23 protein-coding genes and 1 other RNA gene are annotated in these 22277 nt (G+C 30.4%); 9 read left to right on the top strand and 15 right to left on the bottom strand.

Going from position 1 to position 22277, the window contains the following annotated elements:
• Nucleotides 1-4: 4 nt before the first annotated feature.
• Complete coding sequence (locus LXD69_RS15820) at nucleotides 5-511, top strand: Rieske (2Fe-2S) protein (RefSeq protein ID WP_246916091.1); 507 nt, start codon at nucleotides 5-7, stop codon at nucleotides 509-511.
• 16 nt (nucleotides 512-527) lie between these two features.
• Nucleotides 528-773, top strand: a complete 246-nt coding sequence (locus LXD69_RS15815; RefSeq protein ID WP_246916090.1) for a DUF6755 family protein — start codon at nucleotides 528-530, stop codon at nucleotides 771-773.
• A 31-nt stretch (nucleotides 774-804) separates the two neighbouring features.
• Here the strand turns inward: LXD69_RS15815 and LXD69_RS15810 are convergent, their stop codons facing one another.
• From LXD69_RS15810 to ric, 4 genes are read right to left on the bottom strand one after another with little or no spacing between them, the layout of a single operon-like run.
• Nucleotides 805-1482: an anaerobic ribonucleoside-triphosphate reductase activating protein gene (locus tag LXD69_RS15810; RefSeq protein ID WP_246916089.1), complete on the bottom strand. Its 678-nt coding sequence runs from the start codon at nucleotides 1480-1482 to the stop codon at nucleotides 805-807.
• Nucleotides 1476-1640 carry an anaerobic ribonucleoside-triphosphate reductase gene (nrdD, locus tag LXD69_RS18030; RefSeq protein ID WP_152640771.1) on the bottom strand — a complete coding sequence of 55 codons (165 nt, stop codon included), beginning with the start codon at nucleotides 1638-1640 and terminating at the stop codon, nucleotides 1476-1478. The genes LXD69_RS15810 and nrdD overlap by 7 nt, the downstream gene beginning before the upstream one ends.
• Nucleotides 1624-3738, bottom strand: coding sequence for a ribonucleoside triphosphate reductase (locus LXD69_RS15805; protein WP_262916261.1), 2115 nt, complete (start codon nucleotides 3736-3738; stop codon nucleotides 1624-1626). The genes nrdD and LXD69_RS15805 overlap by 17 nt, the downstream gene beginning before the upstream one ends.
• A gap of 33 nt (nucleotides 3739-3771) precedes the next feature.
• A complete protein-coding gene (ric, locus tag LXD69_RS15800; protein ID WP_045971601.1) occupies nucleotides 3772-4500 on the bottom strand; it encodes an iron-sulfur cluster repair di-iron protein in 729 nt (242 codons plus the stop codon).
• A gap of 176 nt (nucleotides 4501-4676) precedes the next feature.
• On the opposite strand from ric, the gene LXD69_RS15795 reads away from it, so the two are divergent.
• The 3 genes from LXD69_RS15795 to nadB are packed head-to-tail and all read left to right on the top strand — an operon-like array spanning nucleotide 4677 to nucleotide 8097.
• The gene (locus LXD69_RS15795) at nucleotides 4677-5627 is read left to right on the top strand and encodes a DUF438 domain-containing protein (protein ID WP_246918901.1); all 951 of its coding nucleotides are present in this window, start codon (nucleotides 4677-4679) and stop codon (nucleotides 5625-5627) included.
• A gap of 20 nt (nucleotides 5628-5647) precedes the next feature.
• A complete protein-coding gene (nadA, locus tag LXD69_RS15790; RefSeq protein ID WP_045971599.1) occupies nucleotides 5648-6580 on the top strand; it encodes a quinolinate synthase NadA in 933 nt (310 codons plus the stop codon).
• 2 nt (nucleotides 6581-6582) lie between these two features.
• Nucleotides 6583-8097, top strand: a complete 1515-nt coding sequence (nadB, locus tag LXD69_RS15785; RefSeq protein WP_246916088.1) for an L-aspartate oxidase — start codon at nucleotides 6583-6585, stop codon at nucleotides 8095-8097.
• Here nadB and LXD69_RS15780 read toward each other — a convergent pair.
• The 7 genes from LXD69_RS15780 to LXD69_RS15750 all read right to left on the bottom strand — a co-directional run bounded on the left by LXD69_RS15780 (nucleotide 8094) and on the right by LXD69_RS15750 (nucleotide 14975).
• Nucleotides 8094-8465, bottom strand: coding sequence for a group III truncated hemoglobin (locus LXD69_RS15780; RefSeq protein WP_246916087.1), 372 nt, complete (start codon nucleotides 8463-8465; stop codon nucleotides 8094-8096). The two genes, nadB and LXD69_RS15780, sit on opposite strands and share 4 nt — an antisense overlap.
• Before the next feature lie 95 nt (nucleotides 8466-8560).
• The gene (locus LXD69_RS15775; protein ID WP_246916086.1) at nucleotides 8561-9328 is read right to left on the bottom strand and encodes an ABC transporter permease; all 768 of its coding nucleotides are present in this window, start codon (nucleotides 9326-9328) and stop codon (nucleotides 8561-8563) included.
• Nucleotides 9325-10035, bottom strand: a complete 711-nt coding sequence (locus tag LXD69_RS15770; RefSeq protein WP_246916085.1) for an ABC transporter ATP-binding protein — start codon at nucleotides 10033-10035, stop codon at nucleotides 9325-9327. The genes LXD69_RS15775 and LXD69_RS15770 overlap by 4 nt, the downstream gene beginning before the upstream one ends.
• 149 nt (nucleotides 10036-10184) lie before the next feature.
• On the bottom strand, nucleotides 10185-11420 hold the full coding sequence (gene nosD, locus LXD69_RS15765) for a nitrous oxide reductase family maturation protein NosD (protein WP_246916084.1): 1236 nt from the start codon (nucleotides 11418-11420) through the stop codon (nucleotides 10185-10187).
• An 11-nt stretch (nucleotides 11421-11431) separates the two neighbouring features.
• Entirely contained in the window at nucleotides 11432-12439 is a 1008-nt protein-coding gene (locus LXD69_RS15760; RefSeq protein WP_246916083.1) for a nitrous oxide reductase accessory protein NosL, read from the bottom strand.
• A 60-nt stretch (nucleotides 12440-12499) separates the two neighbouring features.
• On the bottom strand, nucleotides 12500-14476 hold the full coding sequence (gene nosZ / locus LXD69_RS15755) for a Sec-dependent nitrous-oxide reductase (RefSeq protein ID WP_246916082.1): 1977 nt from the start codon (nucleotides 14474-14476) through the stop codon (nucleotides 12500-12502).
• 13 nt (nucleotides 14477-14489) lie between these two features.
• Nucleotides 14490-14975: a c-type cytochrome gene (locus LXD69_RS15750; protein ID WP_045971583.1), complete on the bottom strand. Its 486-nt coding sequence runs from the start codon at nucleotides 14973-14975 to the stop codon at nucleotides 14490-14492.
• Between the two features lie 117 nt (nucleotides 14976-15092).
• Between LXD69_RS15750 and LXD69_RS15745 the strand changes: the two genes are divergently transcribed.
• The 3 genes from LXD69_RS15745 to LXD69_RS15735 all read left to right on the top strand — a co-directional run bounded on the left by LXD69_RS15745 (nucleotide 15093) and on the right by LXD69_RS15735 (nucleotide 18494).
• A complete protein-coding gene (locus LXD69_RS15745; RefSeq protein ID WP_246916081.1) occupies nucleotides 15093-15461 on the top strand; it encodes a hypothetical protein in 369 nt (122 codons plus the stop codon).
• A 94-nt stretch (nucleotides 15462-15555) separates the two neighbouring features.
• Nucleotides 15556-16401, top strand: a complete 846-nt coding sequence (locus tag LXD69_RS15740; protein ID WP_246916080.1) for a hypothetical protein — start codon at nucleotides 15556-15558, stop codon at nucleotides 16399-16401.
• Between the two features lie 104 nt (nucleotides 16402-16505).
• On the top strand, nucleotides 16506-18494 hold the full coding sequence (locus LXD69_RS15735) for a TonB-dependent receptor domain-containing protein (protein ID WP_246916079.1): 1989 nt from the start codon (nucleotides 16506-16508) through the stop codon (nucleotides 18492-18494).
• A 68-nt stretch (nucleotides 18495-18562) separates the two neighbouring features.
• On the opposite strand, the gene LXD69_RS15730 is transcribed toward LXD69_RS15735, so the two are convergent.
• The 4 genes from LXD69_RS15730 to ssrA form a co-directional block, all read right to left on the bottom strand.
• A complete protein-coding gene (locus LXD69_RS15730) occupies nucleotides 18563-18910 on the bottom strand; it encodes a hypothetical protein (protein ID WP_246916078.1) in 348 nt (115 codons plus the stop codon).
• A 560-nt stretch (nucleotides 18911-19470) separates the two neighbouring features.
• Nucleotides 19471-19737: a hypothetical protein gene (locus LXD69_RS15725; RefSeq protein ID WP_246916077.1), complete on the bottom strand. Its 267-nt coding sequence runs from the start codon at nucleotides 19735-19737 to the stop codon at nucleotides 19471-19473.
• A 14-nt stretch (nucleotides 19738-19751) separates the two neighbouring features.
• Complete coding sequence (locus tag LXD69_RS15720) at nucleotides 19752-19910, bottom strand: hypothetical protein (protein WP_246916076.1); 159 nt, start codon at nucleotides 19908-19910, stop codon at nucleotides 19752-19754.
• Between the two features lie 561 nt (nucleotides 19911-20471).
• Nucleotides 20472-20867, bottom strand: a transfer-messenger RNA (tmRNA) gene (gene ssrA, locus LXD69_RS15715).
• Between the two features lie 151 nt (nucleotides 20868-21018).
• Between ssrA and LXD69_RS15710 the strand changes: the two genes are divergently transcribed.
• Entirely contained in the window at nucleotides 21019-22224 is a 1206-nt protein-coding gene (locus tag LXD69_RS15710; protein ID WP_246916075.1) for an NAD(P)-dependent oxidoreductase, read from the top strand.
• The last annotated feature ends 53 nt before the right edge of the window (nucleotides 22225-22277 follow it).

Here is a 22277-nt window from a genome sequence, read left to right as displayed (position 1 = left end):
AGTTATGCCTGATAAAAATAATAATGAAAATTGGAAAAAAGATTTTCCTATTCATAAACAAGATGCAACACAAGTTAGCCGTCGTGATTTTGCTAAATTTTTAACATTAGTATCTGGTGGTTTAATGGTTGGAAGTGGTTTAGTAGCTGCAAAAGCCTATTTAGACCCTAAAGAAAAAGTAGCAGGGGAACATTATGTATGTGAAAAAGAGGAAATACCTGTTGGAGGAACTAGAGGTTTTGTTATTGAAGGAAGCACAGTTCCCTATATTCTTATTCATTTAGAAAATGGCGAATTTAGAGCGTACGAACAAAAATGTACACATTTATCTTGTTCTGTGTTTTATGAACCTGGTTCTGGAAAAATTGAATGTCCTTGTCATAAAGGTTATTTTGATGCTATGACAGGAGAAGTTCTACAAGGCCCACCGCCAAGAGCTTTACCAAGATTAGAAGTATTTTTTAAAGAAACGGGTGTTTTTGTAAAATCATTCCAAGAAGCGATAAGCTAATTTAAAAAGTAAAACTATGAGTAATTTCAGAACAAGTCAGAACAAAGCGAATCCAAATAAGTTGAATACCATATTATCAACATTAATATTTATATTAATACTGAATGTTACTTTGCAAATTTGGCTGCTTTATACAGCATTAAACAATGCTTTAGATGATAATAGGGAAATATTAATACCTGCCTTTATAGCATCACTAGTGTTGTTTTTAATAGGGTTTAGTTGGTTGTATTATTTACCAAAAGGAAATAAAAGTGCATAAAAAAATACCGAAACATTGTTTTCGGTATTTTTTATCTAATTATAATTTTTGAATTTTTAATAGAAGCTGAATCTTTCTTTTTTAAGTTGACTGATCTAGGTAAAGGAGAAAGTGTTTCGCTTCCGTTACTAAAATTTTGGACATAGAAATTACCTGTATATCCTTTGTTATTAAGATAATTTTGCATTTCAATTAAATCAGCATTGGTACAAAGTTCAGAATGGTAAGTTGTTCGTATTTCGTATGGAATTTTAGAAGCTTTTAAGAGTTCAAATGACGCTTCAAATTCGACAAACAAGTTAGATTTTGTAATTGTTTTGAATTTATTGGGTAAGGCTTTATAATCTAAGGCTACATAATCTATTACACTAGCGTCTAATAGTTTCTTTAAAACCTTTGGACTACTTCCATTTGTGTCTATTTTGACAAGAAAACCCATTTTTTTAACTAGTTCAATATGTTCTAGTATATTTTTATGAATAAGACATTCTCCACCACTAAAAACAACAGCATTTAGCAATCCGATTCTTGTTTTTAAAAATGAAATTACTTCTGTAAAAGAAATAGTTCCTTTACCTAAAACTATTTCAGGATTGTAACAATACAAACATCTCATATTACAGCCTGCATACCACAATATACAAGCTGATTTATGTGGATAGTCTAAAAGAGTAAAAGGTGTTATATTTGAAATGGATTTTGCTAACACGCATTTTCTTTAAAATGAACACGTTGTTTGTGCTCGCCTTTTTTTCCAATATTGAAACTCTCTACAGGTCTGTGATATCCCATTACTCTAGTATAAACCAAGCATTTTGTTCTTAAATGTTGATTTTGTTCTAGTACTTCGTTAGTTTTTGTGTTCATAAGTTGTGTTATTAAGGTTCTCAATTAAAATTTCATCGCATTTCGGACAATATTCGTGTTCGCCATTTAAATAACCATGAGTTGGACAAACACTAAATACAGGTGTGACTGTTATATAAGGTAATTTGAAGTTTGTTATTACTGTTTTTACAAAGTTTTTACAAGCTTCTGAAGAGCTTATTCGTTCATTCATGTATAAATGCAGTACGGTTCCTCCAGTGTATTTACATTGCAACTCATCTTGCATTAGTAAAGCTTCAAATGGGTCTTGAGTAAAATCGACAGGTATTTGTGAACTATTCGTATAATAAATATTGTCTTCCATTCCTGCTTGTAAAATTTCAGGAAAACGTTTTTTATCTTCTTTTGCAAATCGATAGGTAGTTCCTTCGGCAGGTGTTGCTTCCAAATTATACAAATTACCTGTTTCTTTTTGGTATTCTTTCATTCTGTTTCGGATATAATCTAAAACGTCTAAACAAAAATCATTGCCATAACCAGAAGTTAAATCGTACATACCATCGGTAAAATTTAAAACCATTTCGTTCATTCCATTTACTCCAATTGTAGAAAAATGGTTTCTAAAGTGGGGTAAATAACGTTTGGTATAAGGAAACAAACCTCTTTCGTACATATCTTGAATAAAGACACGTTTTTTCTCTAAAGTAGATTTAGCAATTTCTAATAATTTATCTAATTGTTGATATAAGTCTTCTTTATTGTTTTTGTACAGATAACCAAGTCTAGCCATATTAATAGTAACTACACCAATACTTCCTGTCATTTCGGCACTTCCAAAAAGACCGTTTCCACGTTTTAATAATTCACGTAAATCGAGTTGCAAACGACAGCACATACTTCGCACAGCATTTGGTTTATAAGCACTTTCGTTTTCAATCTTTTCTCCATTTTCATTTAAAATGTATTGACTTCCTATGAAGTTTTGAAAATAAGATGAACCAATTTTAGCAGTATTCTCGAAAAGGATTTCAGTGTTCTCTCCATCCCAATCAAAATCTTCTGTGATATTTACTGTTGGAATAGGAAAAGTAAACGGTTGCCCATTTGCATCGCCTTCGGTCATAACCGTATAATAAGCTTTATTGATGAGGTTCATTTCTTTTTGAAAATGTTCGTAACGCATTTCTTCTAAGTTAGAAACGCCTCTTTCTTTTGCTTTTTCTAATAAAACTTGTTTGTTAATTCCTCTAAATAGATGAATGTCATTTTTAGTTGGAACTTGTTCTTTCAAGTCAGAGGGAACTACCCAATCTAAGGTAATATTCGTAAAAGGAGATTGTCCCCAACGAGCTGGAACATTTAAATTATAAACGAAACTTCTAACTGCTTTTAAAACTTCATCAAAAGATAAATTATCTTTGAAAACATAAGGAGCCAAATAGGTGTCAAATGAGCTGAAAGCTTGTGCGCCTGCCCATTCACTTTGTAATATTCCCAAGAAGTTAGCCATTTGTCCGAGTGCTTCTCTAAAATGAGAAGGAGGCTTGCTTTCTACACGACCTCTAACGCCATTAAAACCTTCATTTAATAGCACTCTCAAACTCCAACCTGCACAATAACCAGTTAGACAATCTAAATCATGAATGTGAATATCTCCGTTTCTATGTGCGTAGCCTTCTTCTTTAGTATAAACTTTGTCTAACCAATAATTAGCTATTATTTTACCCGCAGTATTGTTTACTAATCCTGCATTTGAATAGGAAGTATTTGCATTTGCATTTATGCGCCAATCAGTTTGAAAAATGTATTCTTCAATAGTTTGTGTGCTATCTACATAAGTAGTGTCATCGTTTAAACCATCTACATGTTCTCTTTGTAGTTTTCGAGTATGACGAAATAACATAAAAGAACGCATTACATCAAAATATCCTTTTTCAAACAGCGTTTTTTCAATGCAATCTTGAATATCTTCAACCGCCCAAACTTCTTTTTGTTCAATTTGGTTTAGTACTGTTTTATAAATACTTTCATCATACGGAACAGTTACACTATTAAAGCTCTTCTCGATTGCATCTTTTATTTTATAACTTTCATAAAGTTTATAATCGCCGTTTCTTTTAATAACATATATTTCCATTTATATATTTCTTTAGATTTTTTTTGTTCTATTTTATGAAGCGAAAAGCTTTTTTTCCATTTCAATTGCTTTAATAAATAGAATGTTATTTTCTAAATGAATATGTTTGTGTAAATCTTGTTCGAATTCTTGTAACATTAAAAACGTAACTTTATAGGTATTACAAGCATCTGTTGGAGGTGTATAATTATTAGTCAATTCAGAAATTCTAACAAAGCGATCACCTTCATTTTCATGTTCATCTTTCATCATAGCGATTGGGTTTTCTACTTTTCCAAAATGAGGAGGTTCTAAACTAAAATTACCACGAATTGCATTCGACATTTTCTCGATGAATGGAAACAAAATTAATTCTTCTTTTTTCATGTGTTGTGCCAATTCACCTGCGCTACTTTTGAATAATTCATTGATCAACAATAATTCTGGATGTGCGCTTCCATGAACCTTACATAGTTTATCTAAATAAGCTAATAGAGTAGGTGTTTTTTCTTCAATATAACGGTGGTGATTTTTTTTAATATAATCAATTAGGAAATCGATTGGCCAAGATTGAAAGTCTGTGTGATTACTATTTTTGGATTTTACTATTTTGTCAATTTCTTTTTGAATTAGTTCAGCATCCAATCCTTTTTTACTACAAGCTTCTTCAATAGTTCTATTGCCTTTACAGCAAAAATCAATGCCATATTTAGAAAATACAGAAGCTGTTCTAAAATCGTTTGCAACATATTCTCCGATGGTTTGTTTTTCTAATATATTCATAATTTCTATGTTTTATTCGTTTTTGTAACTTGATTTTTAAATTATAATCTGTAACAATATTACAATCAAAAGCATATTAGTTTTTATGATTGAAGTCATAACCAGAACTAAATATTCACTTTTATTTTGCAGAAGAAAAATGATGTATTAAAAAAGACAAATAAATGGAAGAAAAAATAATTTCTACTTTAGAAAAAGGACATCCAGTTAGTATTTATTTTCAAGAGAATGATTTAATAAATGATTTAATAAATGAACTAGTAGAATCAGATCCTGAAGATGATTTTCAAAAGTTCTTTAATGTTTTTAATCAATTAGAAACAATTGAAAAACGTTTTGTTCGAAAAGAGAATCAACTATTTCCTTTTTTAGAAAAATACAATTGGAATGGTCCATCTAAAGGAATGTGGTCTTTTCATGATACTTTAAGAGAGCAATTTCGATTATTAAGAGGTTATGTAGTAACAAAAAACTTTGAAAAATTAAAAATAAATTTAGAATATCTTTTAAATGGTATTTATCGATTAATGGAAATAGAAGAAACAATGTTATTTCCAATGGCGTTAAACCTTTTAAAAGAAGAAGATTGGATTACAATGCGAAAAGGAGAAGAAGAGATTGGTTGGATGCTAAAAGAAACTCCTCCAAATTATCCAGAAAATCAATACATACATCCTTCAGAAGATTTAACTGAACGGAATTTGGATTTTACTTCGAAAGAGGCTTCTCATTTTGATGAAGGATACATGACAGTGGAGCAAGTTAATTTGCTTTTTAGAACCATGCCTTTAGATATTACTTATGTAGATGAGAATGATAAGGTAATTTTTTATAATCGTGGAGAAGAAAGAGTTTTTCCAAGAAGTGCTGGAATTATTGGTAGAGAAGTAAAATTTTGTCATCCACCAAAAAGTGTAGATACGGTTTTAAAAATTTTAGAAGAATTTAAAAAAGGAAATAAAAATGAAGCTTCGTTTTGGATAAATTATAAGGAACGATTGATTTACATACGCTATTTTGCGGTTAGAGATAACGATAAAAAATACAGAGGTGTAATTGAAATGTCGCAAGATATTACCGATATTAAAAGAATAGAAGGGGAACAACGATTATTAGATTGGCATTAAATTTTTAATACAAGAAGAAAATGAATACGGATATATTAAAAGAAAAGATTCTTCAATTAAAAAAGGAGAAAAACGCGGTAATTTTAGCGCATTATTACCAGGAAGAGGCTATACAAGAAATTGCTGATTATGTAGGTGATAGTTTAGGTTTATCTCAAGAAGCAGTAAATGTTGATGCTGACATTATTTTGTTTGCAGGAGTTCATTTTATGGCTGAGACAGCTAAAATTTTGAATCCGAATAAAAAAGTTATTCTACCTGATTTAAAAGCAGGTTGCTCGTTAGCCGATTCTTGTCCGCCTGATTTATTCAAGACATTTAAAGAAGAACATCCTAATCATATTGTAATAACCTATGTGAATTGTTCGGCTGAAATTAAAGCACTGTCAGATATTGTTTGTACGTCTTCCAATGCGTTAAAAATTGTGAATTCAGTTCCTAAAGAAACACTAATAATATTTGCACCCGATAAAAACTTAGGTAAGTACATTATGGAACAAACAGGAAGAGAAATGGTGTTGTGGGATGGTTCTTGTATTGTGCACGAAGCTTTTTCAATAGAAAAGCTGTTAGATTTATGCAAACTACATCCAGATGCTGAAATTATAGCACATCCAGAATCGGAAACACATATTTTAAGAACTGCAAAATACATTGGTTCAACCGCTGGAATGATAAATTATGTAAAAGAATCTTCTTCAAATAAGTTTATTGTTGCCACCGAAGCTGGAATTCTATATAAAATGCAACAGCAAGTACCGCATAAAATACTTATTCCTGCTCCTTCACACGAAGATAATACTTGTGCTTGCAGTGAATGCGCTTTTATGAAAATGAACACCTTACAAAAGGTCTATGATTGTTTATTGAATGAATCTCCTGAAATTAAAGTACCATTAGAAATTCAAGAAAAAGCACTATTACCAATTAATCGAATGCTCGAATTATCGTAAATATGAGAAAAACCAATTATTTAGTTCTAGGTTCTGGCGTTGCTGGATTAACTTTTGCAATTAAAATTGCAGAACATTTTCCAAATAAGAAGGTTACAATAGTTACGAAAGCCAACGAAGAAGAATCGAATACAAAATATGCACAAGGTGGCATTGCAGTTGTTATGAATCAAATTGAAGATAATTTTCAAAAACATATTGAAGATACTTTAATTTGTGGAGATGGTTTATGTAATGAAGAAGTTGTAAAAATTGTAGTAACTGAAGGTCCAAAACGTGTGCAAGAATTAATAGATTGGGGAACGCAATTTGATAGAAACAGAGAAGGGTCTTTTGATTTGGGTAGGGAAGGCGGACATACAAGCAATCGTGTAATGCATCATAAAGACCAAACGGGTTATGAAATTGAACGTGCTATTTTAGCAAAAGCGCATCTTCAAAAAAATATAGAAATATTTGATTATCATTTTGGTACAGATTTAATTGTTAAAGACAATATTTGTTTTGGGGCAAGGGTTTTAGATGAAAAAACAAATGAGTTACTCTCTTTTCAAGCTGATTTTACTTTATTAGCAACAGGAGGAATTGGTCAGGTTTACGGACATACAACTAATCCAGTAATTGCTACTGGAGATGGAATTGCAATGGCAAATAGAGCAAATGCTTCAATAAAAGATATGGAATTTATTCAATTTCATCCAACAGCTTTATTCAGTAACGATTTAAGTTCTACTTTTTTAATTTCGGAGGCAGTTAGAGGTTTTGGAGCTTATTTGCGTAATAAAGACGGACATCGATTTATGTTAGATTGTGATAAACGTGGTGAATTAGCATCACGTGATATTGTATCGCAATGTATTGAGAAAGAATTAAAAAAATCGGGTAATGAATGTGTGTATTTAGATTGTACCCATTTAGATATAATAGAGTTCAAAAAGCATTTTCCAATGATTTATGATCGTTGTAAATCTATTGGAATTGTTATTGAAAATGATTGGATTCCAGTTATTCCTGCTCAACATTATGTTTGTGGTGGAGTAGTAGTAGACACAAATGGTAAAACTTCTGTTGAAAATTTATTTGCTTGTGGTGAATGTTCACAAACAGGTTTACATGGTGCTAATAGATTAGCATCTAATTCATTACTAGAAGCAATAGTGTACTCGGATAGAATTTTTAATTATTTAAAAGAAAACACCATTACAAATTCAATTGAAGTTTATTCAATAGAGAAAGATCAAAATAAACAATATTTTAATAAAAATTGGATTGTTTCAACGAGAAAAGAATTGCAAATTATGATGCAAAAAAATGTGGGTATTGTTAGAAATAACCTTGATTTAGAAATAACTAAAAACCAGTTGAATTTATGGAAAAAAGCAATTGATAGTTTAAAATTAAATCATAAAGTTACTAAGGAAATATACGAATTAGAAAACATGATAGATGTTTCCCTTTTAGTAGTTTCTCATTCTTTAAAGCGAACAGAAAACAAAGGTGGATTTATAAAAAATTAATCTACCGCTTTTTGCATCATCATTTGCGAAATGTTCATAGCACGATTTTTAATTTCATCTGCTTTTTCTCCTTTAAAAAGTGTATCAACCGTAGCATTAAATAATTTATTCCAATGATTGAAATGATCTTCACTTAATTTGCTTTTTTGATTTAATTCCTTGTGTTTTATCATTGGATTTCCTTCAAAATTTCCTGTACTAAATAATATGTTTTCCCAAAAATCATACATTTTAGGTAGGTGCAAATTCCAATTTACTTTAGCTACATCAGTAAACAAATAACCAATAACGTCATCAGCAATTACAGTATCGTAAAAAGTATTTACCAAGAGAATTATGTCGTTTCTGTTTTGAATATCATTTTTCATATATAGATAATATTTAAATTTTGGAAATATGTATCACCATGAAAATCTTTATTAGTGTTCGTGTTATAGAATCATGGCGATTTCATAATGAAATATTATAAATCTTTATTTTTAAATTTCCAAAGGGATATAAAGTAAGGAATTATAGCCCACATGCAAAGTAACAAAAAGGATAGAAATAATCCGAGTGAAGTACCAAAGAAATCTTTAAAAATTGCTCCAGTATAACCCATCATTGCAGACACGTCTAATTGTAATAATATTTGAATGCGTGCCAAATCTATTGGACTAAATGCAGTAATACCAACCATAGCATTTTCAATTGGATACTCTGAAAATTGAAATAATAAGAATAAAACTATTCCATCAAAAAGCAAGGCAAAATAAAGCCAAGTCATAATGGAGATACCAATTCCTTTTGCCTTATCACGCGTTATAATAGAACTTAAAAAAGCTAACGCTACAAAGACAATTGATATTAAACTTCCTACTAAAACCATCATTAAACCTATAGCAGTTGGTGCAAATATTAGTAACGGAATTCCTGCTCCTACAAAAAAAGAAATAACCATAGATGAGGAAAGTCCAATAAATAAACTCATCCAAATTTTTACTCTTTTTATGGGTTGACTCAGTAAAAGTTCAATAAATTCTGAACTATTATATAAATAAATGGTTGCAAATAGTATAGAAACTAAAGGAACTGTAAATAATATTACATTTAAAATAGTTAAAATTCCTTTGGACGAGTTATCTTCTAAACTAAAGGATCCCCAAGATAGTATGGCTAAAATTAAAGTGTATGCCAATACAATTTTGTTTTTTAGAATATCAGAAAGTATGATTTTTATAATTCTGTTCATTTTTTATTTTGCTTTAAAATTTGTGCAATGGCTTTAGAGATTTTAGTTTCATTAGTCTCTTCTAAAAGTGAAGCAATCTTTTTATGGAAATATACTTCTCCATCTTGCATAAATATTATTTCGGTAATTAAATCGTCTAATTCGCTTAATAAGTGTGAAGTAATTACTATTAATTTTCCTTTTTCCTTTTCCTTAATTATTTTTTCTTTTAAAATTTCTGAAGCTAAAGGATCTAAACCCGCTGTTGGTTCGTCTAAAATAAGTACATCTGGATTAAACAAGAAAGCTAAAGTAGCACTCACTTTTTGAGTAGTTCCACCAGAAAGCGTTCGCATTTGTTTGTCGAACATTTTTTCCAGTTCAAATGCCTGAATTAATTCTTCATCTAAAATTGCATTTGAGTTTCTAATGGTTTTAATCATTTCAATGATTTGACCTATTGTCATCGTATCTGGATAACGTCCTATTTGTGGCATATATCCTATTTTATCTCGATATTGAAATTCTTTTTTTATGGATTTTTCGTTAAACTCAATTGCTCCATTATCTGGTAAAACCATACCAAGAATAGACTTTATTAAAGTTGTTTTTCCACATCCATTTGGTCCTATAAGTGCAATACATTCCCCTTGTTTAAAAGAAAGGTTAATGTTTTTTAATACTTCTAGTTTACCAAATTTCTTGTTTATATTTTTTATTTCTATCATTATTCCAGTTTCGAGTTAAAGGTTTTAAGTTACAGGTTTTTGATTGAACTTATTGACTTTCAATTCATAATGCGTTGTGGGTTTCGTGTTGTTGAAAGTAAGATTACGATAAATCTCTTAAAATTTTAACCCCATGAATTAACAACTTTTCAACCTGGAATCATTTTCATCAGAGGCTTATTATCAATAAAATTATCAGGAGTTATACTTGGTAAAATTTTTTCTGATTTGTCTAAAAGAGTAATCATAAAACTTCGATACAACAACATGGTTGAAGGAGTATTTTCGGAGAGAACTGCAAATAAACTTAACGGATGATAAGGTACATCTCCAATTCCGTTTTTATCTAAATCATAGCCTTCGTATTTGTCCCAATAATTTTCATTAAAAGAATTGAGAACAAGACTACCATTAGTACCCATATCAAAAGTGTTTCCTACAAAATTATTTCTGGTAATTTCATTATCACCACAACTTGCTTGAACTTTCATTGCCCAACCGTTTTCTTGAAATAAGTTCTTTTCAAATTTAATTCGGTTAGAACCTTCCATGTGTACAGCAACTGTATTTTTAGTAAATTTATTTCCTAAAATATAGCTATCATTTATTTCTTTTAATAACAAAGCATAAGCGGATTGACCCCAATTTTGATCGAATAAATTGTTCATCATTTTAACTTCTTTGCTATACATTACTGCAACTCCTGCACCGTTATTTCTAAATGTGTTGGTTATATAGGAATCGTTATGCGAAAACATAAAATGCAAACCATAACGAATATTATTCTGGCTGATATTTCTCCAAATAACGGAATCAAATACAAATTCAAAATAAATACCATCTCTATGACCTTGAATATTGTTTGCAATTATTTGAATGTCATTGCTTTTCCAACAGTGAATTCCGTTTCCTAATTTTTGCTCTTCTTTACCGTAAGCTCTAATTTTATTATTTTTTATAAGACAATTTGTTCCGTTTTGAATGTATATCCCAAAAAAATTATCATCTAAAATATTATTTTCAATAGTTATAAAATTACTACTATATACTTTTATAGCCGCAGGATCTTCCATTGAAGCATAAGACGACCTGATGAATTTTAAACCTTTTATAATTATACTATCTGTTTTAATAGAAAGTATTTCATGTTTTTTTTCACCATCTAGTACTGGATAATCTTTACCTAGAAGTATAATTTTTTTATCAATTATTATATTTCCTTCTCTATAAGTTCCTTTATGTACTAGAATAGTATCGCCAGCTTTTGCTAAAGCTATTGCTTTTTTAATACTTTTTATCTCTTTTTTGGGTCCGACTTCAATAATTTGAGAATGTACTGAAATTGATAAAAAGAGTATAAGAAGTAAGTGTATTTTATTTTTCATTGAAAAATATTTTACGGATTTAGAACATCATTCCAAGTTATAGATTTTGAATCTAGTTTATTCATATAATCGGTTGCTATTTTTTCTGAAGCAAAAGCAGCTGTGTTTCCTCTCATTGGGCTTGAAATTTGTGTACCATTAATGTAATAGGCTGTTTCTGCTGGAATTAATGTGTTTTCTGTAGCATAATCATGTACGTAAAATTTTTCTGCATCAACAGTATTTTCATGTACATAATTAGACAAACAAGCAACATCATCAAATTTATAGACTCTACCTTTTTTAGTTATAATTTCAGCACCAAATCGACCATCTGAGATACTCATTTTACAAAAACTACATTGGTCTACATTTAATTTAATTGATTCTGGTTCAGTGCTTCCACAAGAAGACATAAATCCCATACTTACTAGTACTAGAGCAATCTTATTTTTTTTAAACCTTTTCAATAAGTTAAACTCTTTCACTAAAATAAAGCCTAATAATAATCCAGCTGTTATTAATATCCATCCTCCAATATCTGGAATAGAGTAGGCTCCAAAATTCAATAATTGTTTGTATCCAATAAGTGGTGGTTGATAAGCCATTCCTGGAACTATAATTGCTGCACTAGGATCTAAATTGTGTCCATATTCATAATTCCATCTATAGAAATCGACTCCTGCTAAAATTCCGAAAAGAATAAATGTAACAAACAATAGTAAGACACCTTTTCTCTTTGCCACAAATACCATTAGTAAAGACATAAAGCCAAAAAACAGCATGATATATGGAAGTATCTTAAACTCAATAAAGTCTTCTGTGTGCAATGTTTTCATCCCTATATAATGGTTTAATCCATTTATAATTTCAACATCACCTCCAATTTTGTCTGCATGTAATTTTAAAATTAGGCCTTCAGGATATTGTGGAGCTTCTAATTCTATTTGCCACATTGGAAAAGAAAGAGAGAAAATGAATAATCCGCTTATTAGTACAAGGATTATTCTTGAGAAGACTGTTATTTTAGAGGTATTCATAATTACTATATTTAAAAAGGGAACAATGAACACACTGTTCCCTTTATTTTTAAATTTATTTTATTTAGTTGCTGGAAAGTTTGTACCAACACTATAAGTAATTGGAGTTGTACTTCCTTTAGGAGAAACTCTAACATAACCTTGCATTTCTTGGTGTAGCGCACTACAAAAATCGGTACAATAGAATGGTACTGTTCCAACTTGTTCTGGAATCCATTTTAAAGTGCTTGTTTCACCTGGCATGATTAACAATTCAGCTGTTTTAGCTCCTTTTATAGAGAATCCATGAGGTACATCCCAATCTTGTTCTAAATTAGTAACATGAAAATAGACTTCATCACCAACTTTTATGCCTTCAATATTATCTGGAGCAAAATGAGATCGTGTGCTTGTCATGTAAACATGAACCGTATTACCATCACGAACTACTTTTGATTCCTTTTCACCTTTTGTAGCATAGGGATGGTTGTTTTCTTCTATTTTATAGAATTTGTATTGTCCATTATTACGAATTAAATCTGCGGGTGCTGCTTGTGCATAATGAGGTTCTCCAATGGTTGGAAAATCTAATATTAGCTGCATTTTATCTCCAGTAATATCATATAACTGTGCAGATTGTGTTAATTCTGGTCCAGTAGGTAAATATCTGTCTTTCGTAATTTTATTATAAGCTACCATATATTTACCAAAAGGTTTTTTACTATCACCACCTGGAATCATTAAGTGACCAACAGAGTAATAAGTAGGTACTCTATCTAATACTTTTAGTGTTTCAATATCCCATTTCACAATTTCAGAGGAAACAAACATTGTCGAATAGGCATTTCCTTTTCCATCAAATTCTGTATGTAAAGGCCCTAAACCTGGTTTTTGAACTTCACCATGAAGTACCGCATCATATTTAAGAACAGGAATACCATTATAGTCTCCTTCATATGTTTTTTTGTCAATAGCAGCTAACATTTTTGTATAACTAAATACAGGTATTAAAGCCGCTAGTTTTCCAGAACCTACAATGTATTCTCCAGAAGGATCAACATCACAACCATGAGGCGATTTTGGGCAAGGAATCATGTAACAAATGTCTTTTAATGCCATTGCATCCAACACTAATACATCTTCTTTAATTTCAGAAATTGCTGTATGCGTTTTTTCATCCCAATAATTATGAGCATATCTTGCTTTTTCTCTTTTGCCTTTTCCAGCCTTGATATATTCTTCTGCTTTCTTCCAGTTTACTGCCATGATAAAATCTTTATCTTTTTGCGAAGCATTAACTTCTAAAAGCGTGTTAGCTTGTTCTGAATTATAACAAGAAAAGAAGAACCAACCATGTGATTTACCTTTACCAGCATGACTTAAATCAAAATTTACAGCAGGTAAACGTAATTGAAACGCGATATCCATTTCACCTGCAGCACCTACTTTTACAAAACTGATATGTGCTTTGTAATTCTCTTTATAAGTGTTAATAGGCACATTTCCATCTTCATAATCTCCTGGTACTCCAAAACGTGTTCCAGCAACCACATACTCCGTATTTTCTGTAATGAAAGGAGAGGAGTGATTCCCTGCACTATTAGGTAACTCAATAATTTCAGCTGTTTTAAAACGTTTTAAATCTATACGGGCAATACGTGGGGTATTGTTTCCGTTAATGAATACCCAACGACCGTCTACTTCACCATTGGTTTGAGACATTTCTGGATGATGGGCATCATCCCAAGGAATAAAACCATGTGAAGTGTTTAACATTGGTTTTGTTTCTTCACTAAATCCCCAACCACTTTCTGGATCAACAGAAAATACAGGTATTACTTTTAACATTCTACCACTTGGCAATCCATAAACACTCATTTGTCCACTAAAACCACCCGAAACAAAGTTGTAAAACTCGTCATATTTACCAGGGGCAACATAGGCTTTTTGAGCAGCATCACCACTTACAGCATCGTTTGTGTTTTTTGGTTTACAAGAACCAAAGAAAGAAGCAATAAGAACAGCAATAAAACTTGTTTTTAAAAATCTATTTTTCATGTTAAAATTAGTTTTAATTTACGCCATCATTTTTACGCATATACTCAAGAATCTGTCTTGCTTCGTCATCGTTTATGGATTGATTAGGCATACGTACTAAACACAATTCTAATTGCGCTTGTAGTTCTGGATCTTTATCAATCATTGGATCCGGATTAGTAATGAAGTTTAATATCCATTCTGGTGTTCTACGTTCTGTTACACCTTTCCATCCTGGTCCTACTAAACGTTCGTCTGTCATTTTATGACATGAAGTACATTTAACTCCTGCAACATTTTCACCCGCTGCAGCTAGTTCCTTATCTAAGGAAGCACCTAAATCTACATTTTCATATTTTCCTTCCCCTCTTTTAGGATCATAAGAAGATGCATCTGTTGTTTGTTCCGTTGTTTGTTCTGTTGTTGAAGAAGGCATGAAATCTTCACCCTCTTCTTTTTTACTTTTTCCACATGAAATTGTCAAAGCAAAAACCGCTAATAATAAAGTTAGTTTAGTCATAAATTCATTTTTTAATTTATACTACAAATTTCAGGATGATTTACTTTTATATTTATGATTGTAATCATATTGAAATTCATTTTTCGCTATTAGTTTTGTGGAATTAAATTTTATAAGTTGAAAAAAATCGCATACATATTAATGGTTATAATATTGTTTAAACCTGGTTTTCCAATTTTAGATTATATTATTAATTATGATTTTATAGCAACTGAATTATGTGAAAATACGAGTACGCCAGAATTAGGATGTAATGGTAAATGTCACCTTAAAAGTGAATTGGCTAATGAAGCTAAAAAAGATACGACTGATTCCAATAAAAAAAAGTATACAACCTTATCATTAGAAATATTGTTTTTTCAAAATAGCATTCAAAATGGTTTGAGAACTATAAGACAGCTTAATAAAAAGGTATTAAATCAATATAATTGCATATACTTTCGAATAAATATTACTTCAATATTTCATCCTCCAATTTTAGTATAGACTATAAAAAACAACATTGATATTTTTATCAATCTATTGGTTATTTTATAACTGATACTAACTTCTTATGTCTAAAAATAAATTAAAATTAAAGATGAAAAATCTAAAATATGCATTGCTTTTTGTATTTGTAACTATAATTTCTTGCTCGTCTGATGATGAAAATATTACAGCGACAACTGTAACTGAATTAAGTGGTCTAAATAAAATTCAAGAAATAACAAATGATACACATGTTATTGAGTTATATAATGCCAATGGAGCATTAGAACAAGGTTATAATGCGATTTCACTTCGTATAAAAAATAAAACGACTGGATCATATGAAAAAAATGCAACCCTTAGTTGGAGTCCTGTAATGCATATGACATCGATGATGCATTCGTGTCCGAAATCAGGAATTGTTAAAACAGCTTCCAAAGAAACTCTATATAATGGATATATTGTTTTTCAAATGGCTCAGAATAGTGCTGAATATTGGGATTTAAAAATCGATTATTCGATAGATGGAATTAACTACATTGTAACTGCATTAATTGATGTACCCGCTTCTACTAAACAAAGAGTAACTTCTTTTATGGGTGCTGATGGGACACGTTATATTATTGCACTGATTGATCCAAAACTACCTAAAGTTGCTATTAATGATGCTACTTTCGGATTATTTAAAATGGAAAGCATGATGAATTTTCCAATTGTAGATGATTATACAATAAAAATAGACCCAAGAATGCCTAGTATGGGAAATCATGGTTCACCCAATAATCTCAATCTAACTCAAGGAACTGACGCATTGTATCATGGAAAATTATCGTTAACTATGACTGGTTATTGGAAAATAAATCTTCAACTTTTAAACTCTACTAATACAGTATTAAAAGGGGAAAGTGTTACTGAAACGAACCTTGCTAGTAGCCTTTATTTAGAATTAGAATTCTAAAAAATCTTTTTAATTAACAAAGGTTAGGAATTACCACTTAACCTTTTTAATTCTTCAATTTTTACTGTTTTTGACAGTAAAACAGAAACTCTTATTCTCAAAAGATGAAAAAATTATATTATTTAGTTTTACTATTATTTTGGCTAACCAACTTATTTGCCCAAGAAAAGGACACTCTTTCTTCTGTGCAATTAAAAGAGATACTCCTTATTGGGAAAAAAGCAACATTAGAACAAAAGCAATTTAAAGCATTGGCTACACTAGATGAATATTTGCAGCAAAGTGGTGCTGTGGAAATGATAAAAAGAGGTGGTTATGCTTGGGAACCCAATATTAATAACATGAGTTCAGAACGTACTGTGATAACTATAGACGGTATGAGAATATTTGGAGCTTGTACCGATAAAATGGATCCAATTACTTCCTACGTTGAGATTTCCAACCTTTCTGAAGCTGCAATTTCTTCGGGGCAGAGTGGAAGCTGTCATGGTCCAACTATTGGAGGTTCAATTGATTTAAAAAGAAGTAAAAGTGAGTTTGGAGAAAAAGGAATAAACGGTTATGTTCATTCTGGATATGAATTTAATAACCAACAAAAGATACTCGGAGCAGCATTGAATTATACAGATAATTTGTTTTTTATAGACAACAATGTTATGTTTAGAACAGCAGAAAACTATATATCTGGTAACAAAAACGAGGTACTGTTCTCACAATTTAGAAAACTAAATATTTCAAATACAATTGGCTATCAATTTAATAAAAATAAATATATTGAAACGGCTGTTATTTATGATAAAGCTACAGATGTAGGTTATCCTGCGCTACCTATGGATGTGTCTTTGGCAGAAGCTTTAATTACATCATTAAAATTTGAATATAATCCGTTAGATTCATTTATAAACAAACTAGAAACAAAAGTCTACTACAATACTATTACACATACAATGGATGATACTAAGCGTCCTAATGTGCCTATTCATATGGATATGCCGGGTTGGAGTGATACGTATGGTATGTATTTAAATTTGAATGGAAAAGTAAAAAAGAATACCTTTTCTGCCACTTTTAATTCGTTTTACAATCGTTCTAAAGCAGAAATGACAATGTACCCAAGTGATCCAAATGAAAACATAATGTTCATGCTTACTTGGCCCGATGTTGTTACTTTTTATAATGGAATTTATTTGGATAATACCTACGAGCTTAACTGTCATTCATCTCTAAAAATTTCAGGAAGTTTAGGCAATCACTTTAATGAAGTTAAAAGCACATTTGGATTAGAAAGTTTGCGAATTTTTTATCCAAACATGAATGCTGCTAAAAGCAGAATCTTAAAAAGCTTTGCTTCAAATTACAATTGGAAAAAAGAGAGGCTTGCATTTAATTTCGGATTAGCTTATGGAGAAAGAGCTCCATCAGTTTCAGAAGGATATGGCTTCTATTTGTTTAACAGTTTTGATCAATTTGATTATGTAGGAAATCCAGATTTAAAAAACGAACAATCTATTGAAGGCTCATTTGCTATTCGTTATAAGTCATCAAAACTGAAAACGTCATTATCAACTTCATATTTTCACATTTCAAATTACATTATAGGAACAACAGCTGCCACAATTTTACCTATGACAATTGGAGCAAATGGTGTGAAAATGTATAATGCTCTAGATTATGCCACTTTAATAAAATCGGTTTTTGATTATGAAATGTATCTTACAAATGATTTAAAATGGATAAATCAAATTGTATATAGTTATGGAAAGGGGAGCGATAATGAAAACCTACCATTTATAAGTCCTTTAGCCTATACGAGTAAAATGCAATTTAAGAAAAGAAAATTTAGTTCAGAGTTAGGTGTTCAAGGGAACCTGATGCATACCCATTATGCACCAAATTATGGAGAAATTAAAAAGCCTGATTATGCCATTTTGAATTTTGGATCTCATTATACTTTTACTTTTAATAGTTATAGATTCAACTTAAAAATGGGAATTGAAAATATATTAGATAGTGAGTATACTACTTTTGCAGATTGGAATACTATACCAAGAATGGGAAGAAATGTATTTGCAAATATCCTTTTCTCTTTTTGATGCTATTTTTCTATAATCGCTTTATGATGTATTTTTACTTGCTCTTCTCCGTAACCCAAATTTACCTATTACACCTTTATCTTTAAGCTTTTCTTTATGTAGTTTAATTCTATTAATTTAAAATCAAATTTACTAAAATCATTTTTAAACTCAATTTCTTCTGTATGATAAATTGTAATTACAGAATCTTCTTTACAAATAAAAATTATAGGTTCATGTAACTCTAAACCTTCAGCAAAATTATTTTTTTTAAAATTTAATATTGAAGTTTTTTCTGTTCCATTTTGACCAATAATAGAAGTGATATTTAAAATTTCAGCTCTGTTTTCTTTTTCTGAACTATAATGATTCTTAATAAATAATTTTTTATTTTCAAATGAATAATTGAATATATATTCCAAGCCAAAATTTAGCATAGATAAAAATAGTTATCTTATGGGAAACCATATTCGAGGGTATTTTTTTCTAATTCAAAGTTGAAAAGTTCAAAGCATTCAGTTTTCATTAAAATCAATAACACTATTTTGAGGCATTTCTAACTCTTAATTCCTAATTTTCACTATCACTAATCACTATTTTTTTAGGTTTGGTAGCAGTTTGGTAGCAGTTTCGTTCGGAGATTGTTGCGAAAAAGTGCCTGTTTAGTACTACTCGTCCGCAGCGCTTCCGAACAACTTCCGAACAAAACCCTTATTTAACCGCTTTTAATACATCAGTATACGTCATAACCTGTCAAATTAAGTCAAAACCAGTTACAACCGGTCAAAAAAAGGTTTTTATTAGTTTTTGGTATGCCTTTTGAGATAGTAGAATAAGGCTAATTGTTGATGGTGAATTATTAATGTTCAATAATTTTGTTTGTGGAATTTGTTGAGGGTTAAGTCCGTTGTTTGGATAACGAGTTTGAGGATGGTGTGAGGAGTTGTTAGGTGTTAATTTTTCGTATAAAATATTTTATTAACAATCTACAGGGTTATCATTCTTTAGAATAGCTTTCTGCTGATAATTTACTTCTGTAGCATTGACTTTCTCTGTATTGCACTACATAAGGCAAACTTGTATCGTTTTTTATATCAACTGTCGGTTGCAGCTCTCTTTGAGGATAGCTGCCTGTGATTTTTTTTATGATATCTGACAAAGAATCGTCTGACAAAGATTGTGTTTTTGGTGTTCCTTCCATTACAATGGTTGGACTATAGTCATTGATTATGATTCCTCCTGTTGCTCCCGAAGTACGAATCATTTGTACTTCTGTTATTATCCCATTAAACAAAATGGCGATGATGTTCTTAAAGTTGAAGGTTGTATCTCAATTTTTATGGTTTGACCAATATAGCTTTGTGATTTATCTATTGCTTGACTTACAAATTCTTTTGGTAAAGGTTGTAATAATGAAAAAGTGTGATGTGTATGCACTTTTTAATATATCACTAACTTAGAAAATCGCGTAAGATATTCGCCTCCAATTTGGATGCGTATAGTAGTGTTTATTGCTATGATGTATTTATTTGTTTTGTTGTACCTAAACTACTGATAAAAGTTTAAATATTAGCTAAAATGATATAAATAAACACTTTAAAGGGGATATTCTGTCTTCTGTTAAATGTGAATATTGATTAATAAAGGTTGCTTTTTATTCTTCTAAATGGAATGTATGGATACAAACTTAATTTTTTTTATATTTCTAGCACTACTAAAAGTATTGGGAAAGTTTTTAGTACGTCAATTTTAGCCTGAAAATGGTCTTGGGACAGCTTCTTACGGTCTTCTGATCCTACGAATGCTCTTCTGAAAGGTGAGTTTAGTCTTTTAATACCTTCTCTTTGTAGTTAACTGAGGGGAGAAAAGGAGTTTTTTGATGTTTATGTCGTTTTTTATTTAAAAGAATAATGTTATTGATTTCAATAGATTTTAGTTAATGATTTTTTAGAGGAAGAAAATAAAAAAACCTGTAAAATAAGTGTTTTACAGGTTTTTTTGTGGAGTCGGAGAGAATCGAACTCTCGTCCAAACAAGCAATCGAAGAGCTTTCTACGCGTTTAGTTTTTGTTTAAATTTTCGACAAAAAGCAAGACCAAAAACAGCCACTTTTTGCTTAGCTTTACATTTTCAAAACGGATTTAAAGCATTACCGTTTCTAGGTTTACTTTTACGGTTCACCTAAATCAAACTCCATAAACCAAGGATTTCGAGGTGAATCTAGCTTCCCAACCTGGTTGGGACTAGGCAAATCTTACTATAATTCAGATTAAGCAGCTAAAGCGTAATTATTTTCGCCGTTTAAAAGTTTAGAACCATTTATTAACGAGAATTGTTCCAGTTCTCGACGTGCTTACTTCTCAATTCCACTCGCTGTCAAAACCAGTCGACCCCAAGTTTAATTTAAAAAAATCTATAATAATAAAGATGATTTTAAAGTTACGCAAAAGTACATTGTTTTTTTTGAAAAAACAATCTTGTTTTTAGAGATTCATAAAGTTATATTTGTAACATTATTAATATAATCTTGATATAAAATTAACAAATGAAATTCGGAATTATTAAAGAACGTAAAAATCCACCAGATAGACGTGTCGTATTTTCACCAGATGAGTTGTCTAATTTTATCACTCAATTTCCAAAAGCTGAAATAATTGTTGAATCTTCTGATATTAGAGTGTTTTCTGATGATAAATATAAAGAAAAAGGTTTTAATGTTTCAGAAAATTTAGAGGATTGTGATGTATTATTAGGAGTAAAAGAAGTGCCAATAGAATCATTAATCCCAAATAAAAAATACTTTTTCTTTTCGCATACTATAAAAAAGCAGCCTTATAACAGGAAATTATTAAGAGCAGTTTTAGAAAAGAATATTGAATTATACGATCATGAAACCATTGTAGATAAAGATAATGGTAGGTTAATAGGTTTCGGTCGTTATGCGGGAATTGTAGGGGCTTATAACGGTATTAGAGCTTTTGGAATGAAATATGAATTATTTAATTTAGCAAAAGCAGAAGATTTGCCAGATCAAAAAGCTCTGATTGAACGTTTAAAAAGAAATCATTTACCTAATATAAAAATTGTATTGACAGGAAACGGGAAAGTAGCCCATGGAGCAAAGGAAATGCTTGATGCAATGAAAATTAAACAAGTAACAGTAGAGCATTACTTAACTAAAACATATACAGAACCAGTATACACTTTTATTGATGTTTTAGATTATAACAAGAGAAAAGATGGGCAAATTTTAGATAAAAAAGATTTTTATATTAATTCATCTGAATATGAATCTAATTTTGAGCGTTTTGCTGAAGTTTCAGATATGTTTATCGCTGGACATTTTTATGGAAATGATGCTCCTGTTATTTTATCAAACCAAATGCTACGATCATCAAAATGTAAATTAAAGGTTGTAGCCGATATTTCTTGTGATATTGATGGACCAATTGCATGTACTATTAAACCTAGTACAATAGCAAATCCAGTTTATGGGTATTTACCAAGTGAACATAAAGAAGTAGCTTTGACTCATCCAGCAGCTATATGGGTAATGGCAGTTGACAATCTTCCATGTGAATTACCTAAAGATGCTAGTGAAGGATTTGGAGTTATGTTCTTAAAACATGTCATTCCAGCTTTTTACAATGAAGATGCTGATGGTGTTTTGGCAAGAGCCAAAGTAACTGAGAATGGTAAATTAACACCACGATTTGCTTATTTACAAGATTTTGTAGACGATAAAGAATAATTTCTTTTATAAATTAAATATAAAATCCTGATTACGTTGTAGTAATCAGGATT

Origin of the sequence: Flavobacterium sediminilitoris (genome assembly GCF_023008245.1) — a bacterium.
Taxonomy (GTDB): Bacteria; Bacteroidota; Bacteroidia; order Flavobacteriales; family Flavobacteriaceae; genus Flavobacterium; species Flavobacterium sediminilitoris.
Note: the sequence above shows the minus strand (reverse complement) of the source record. Positions and strands in the feature narration are given on the sequence as shown.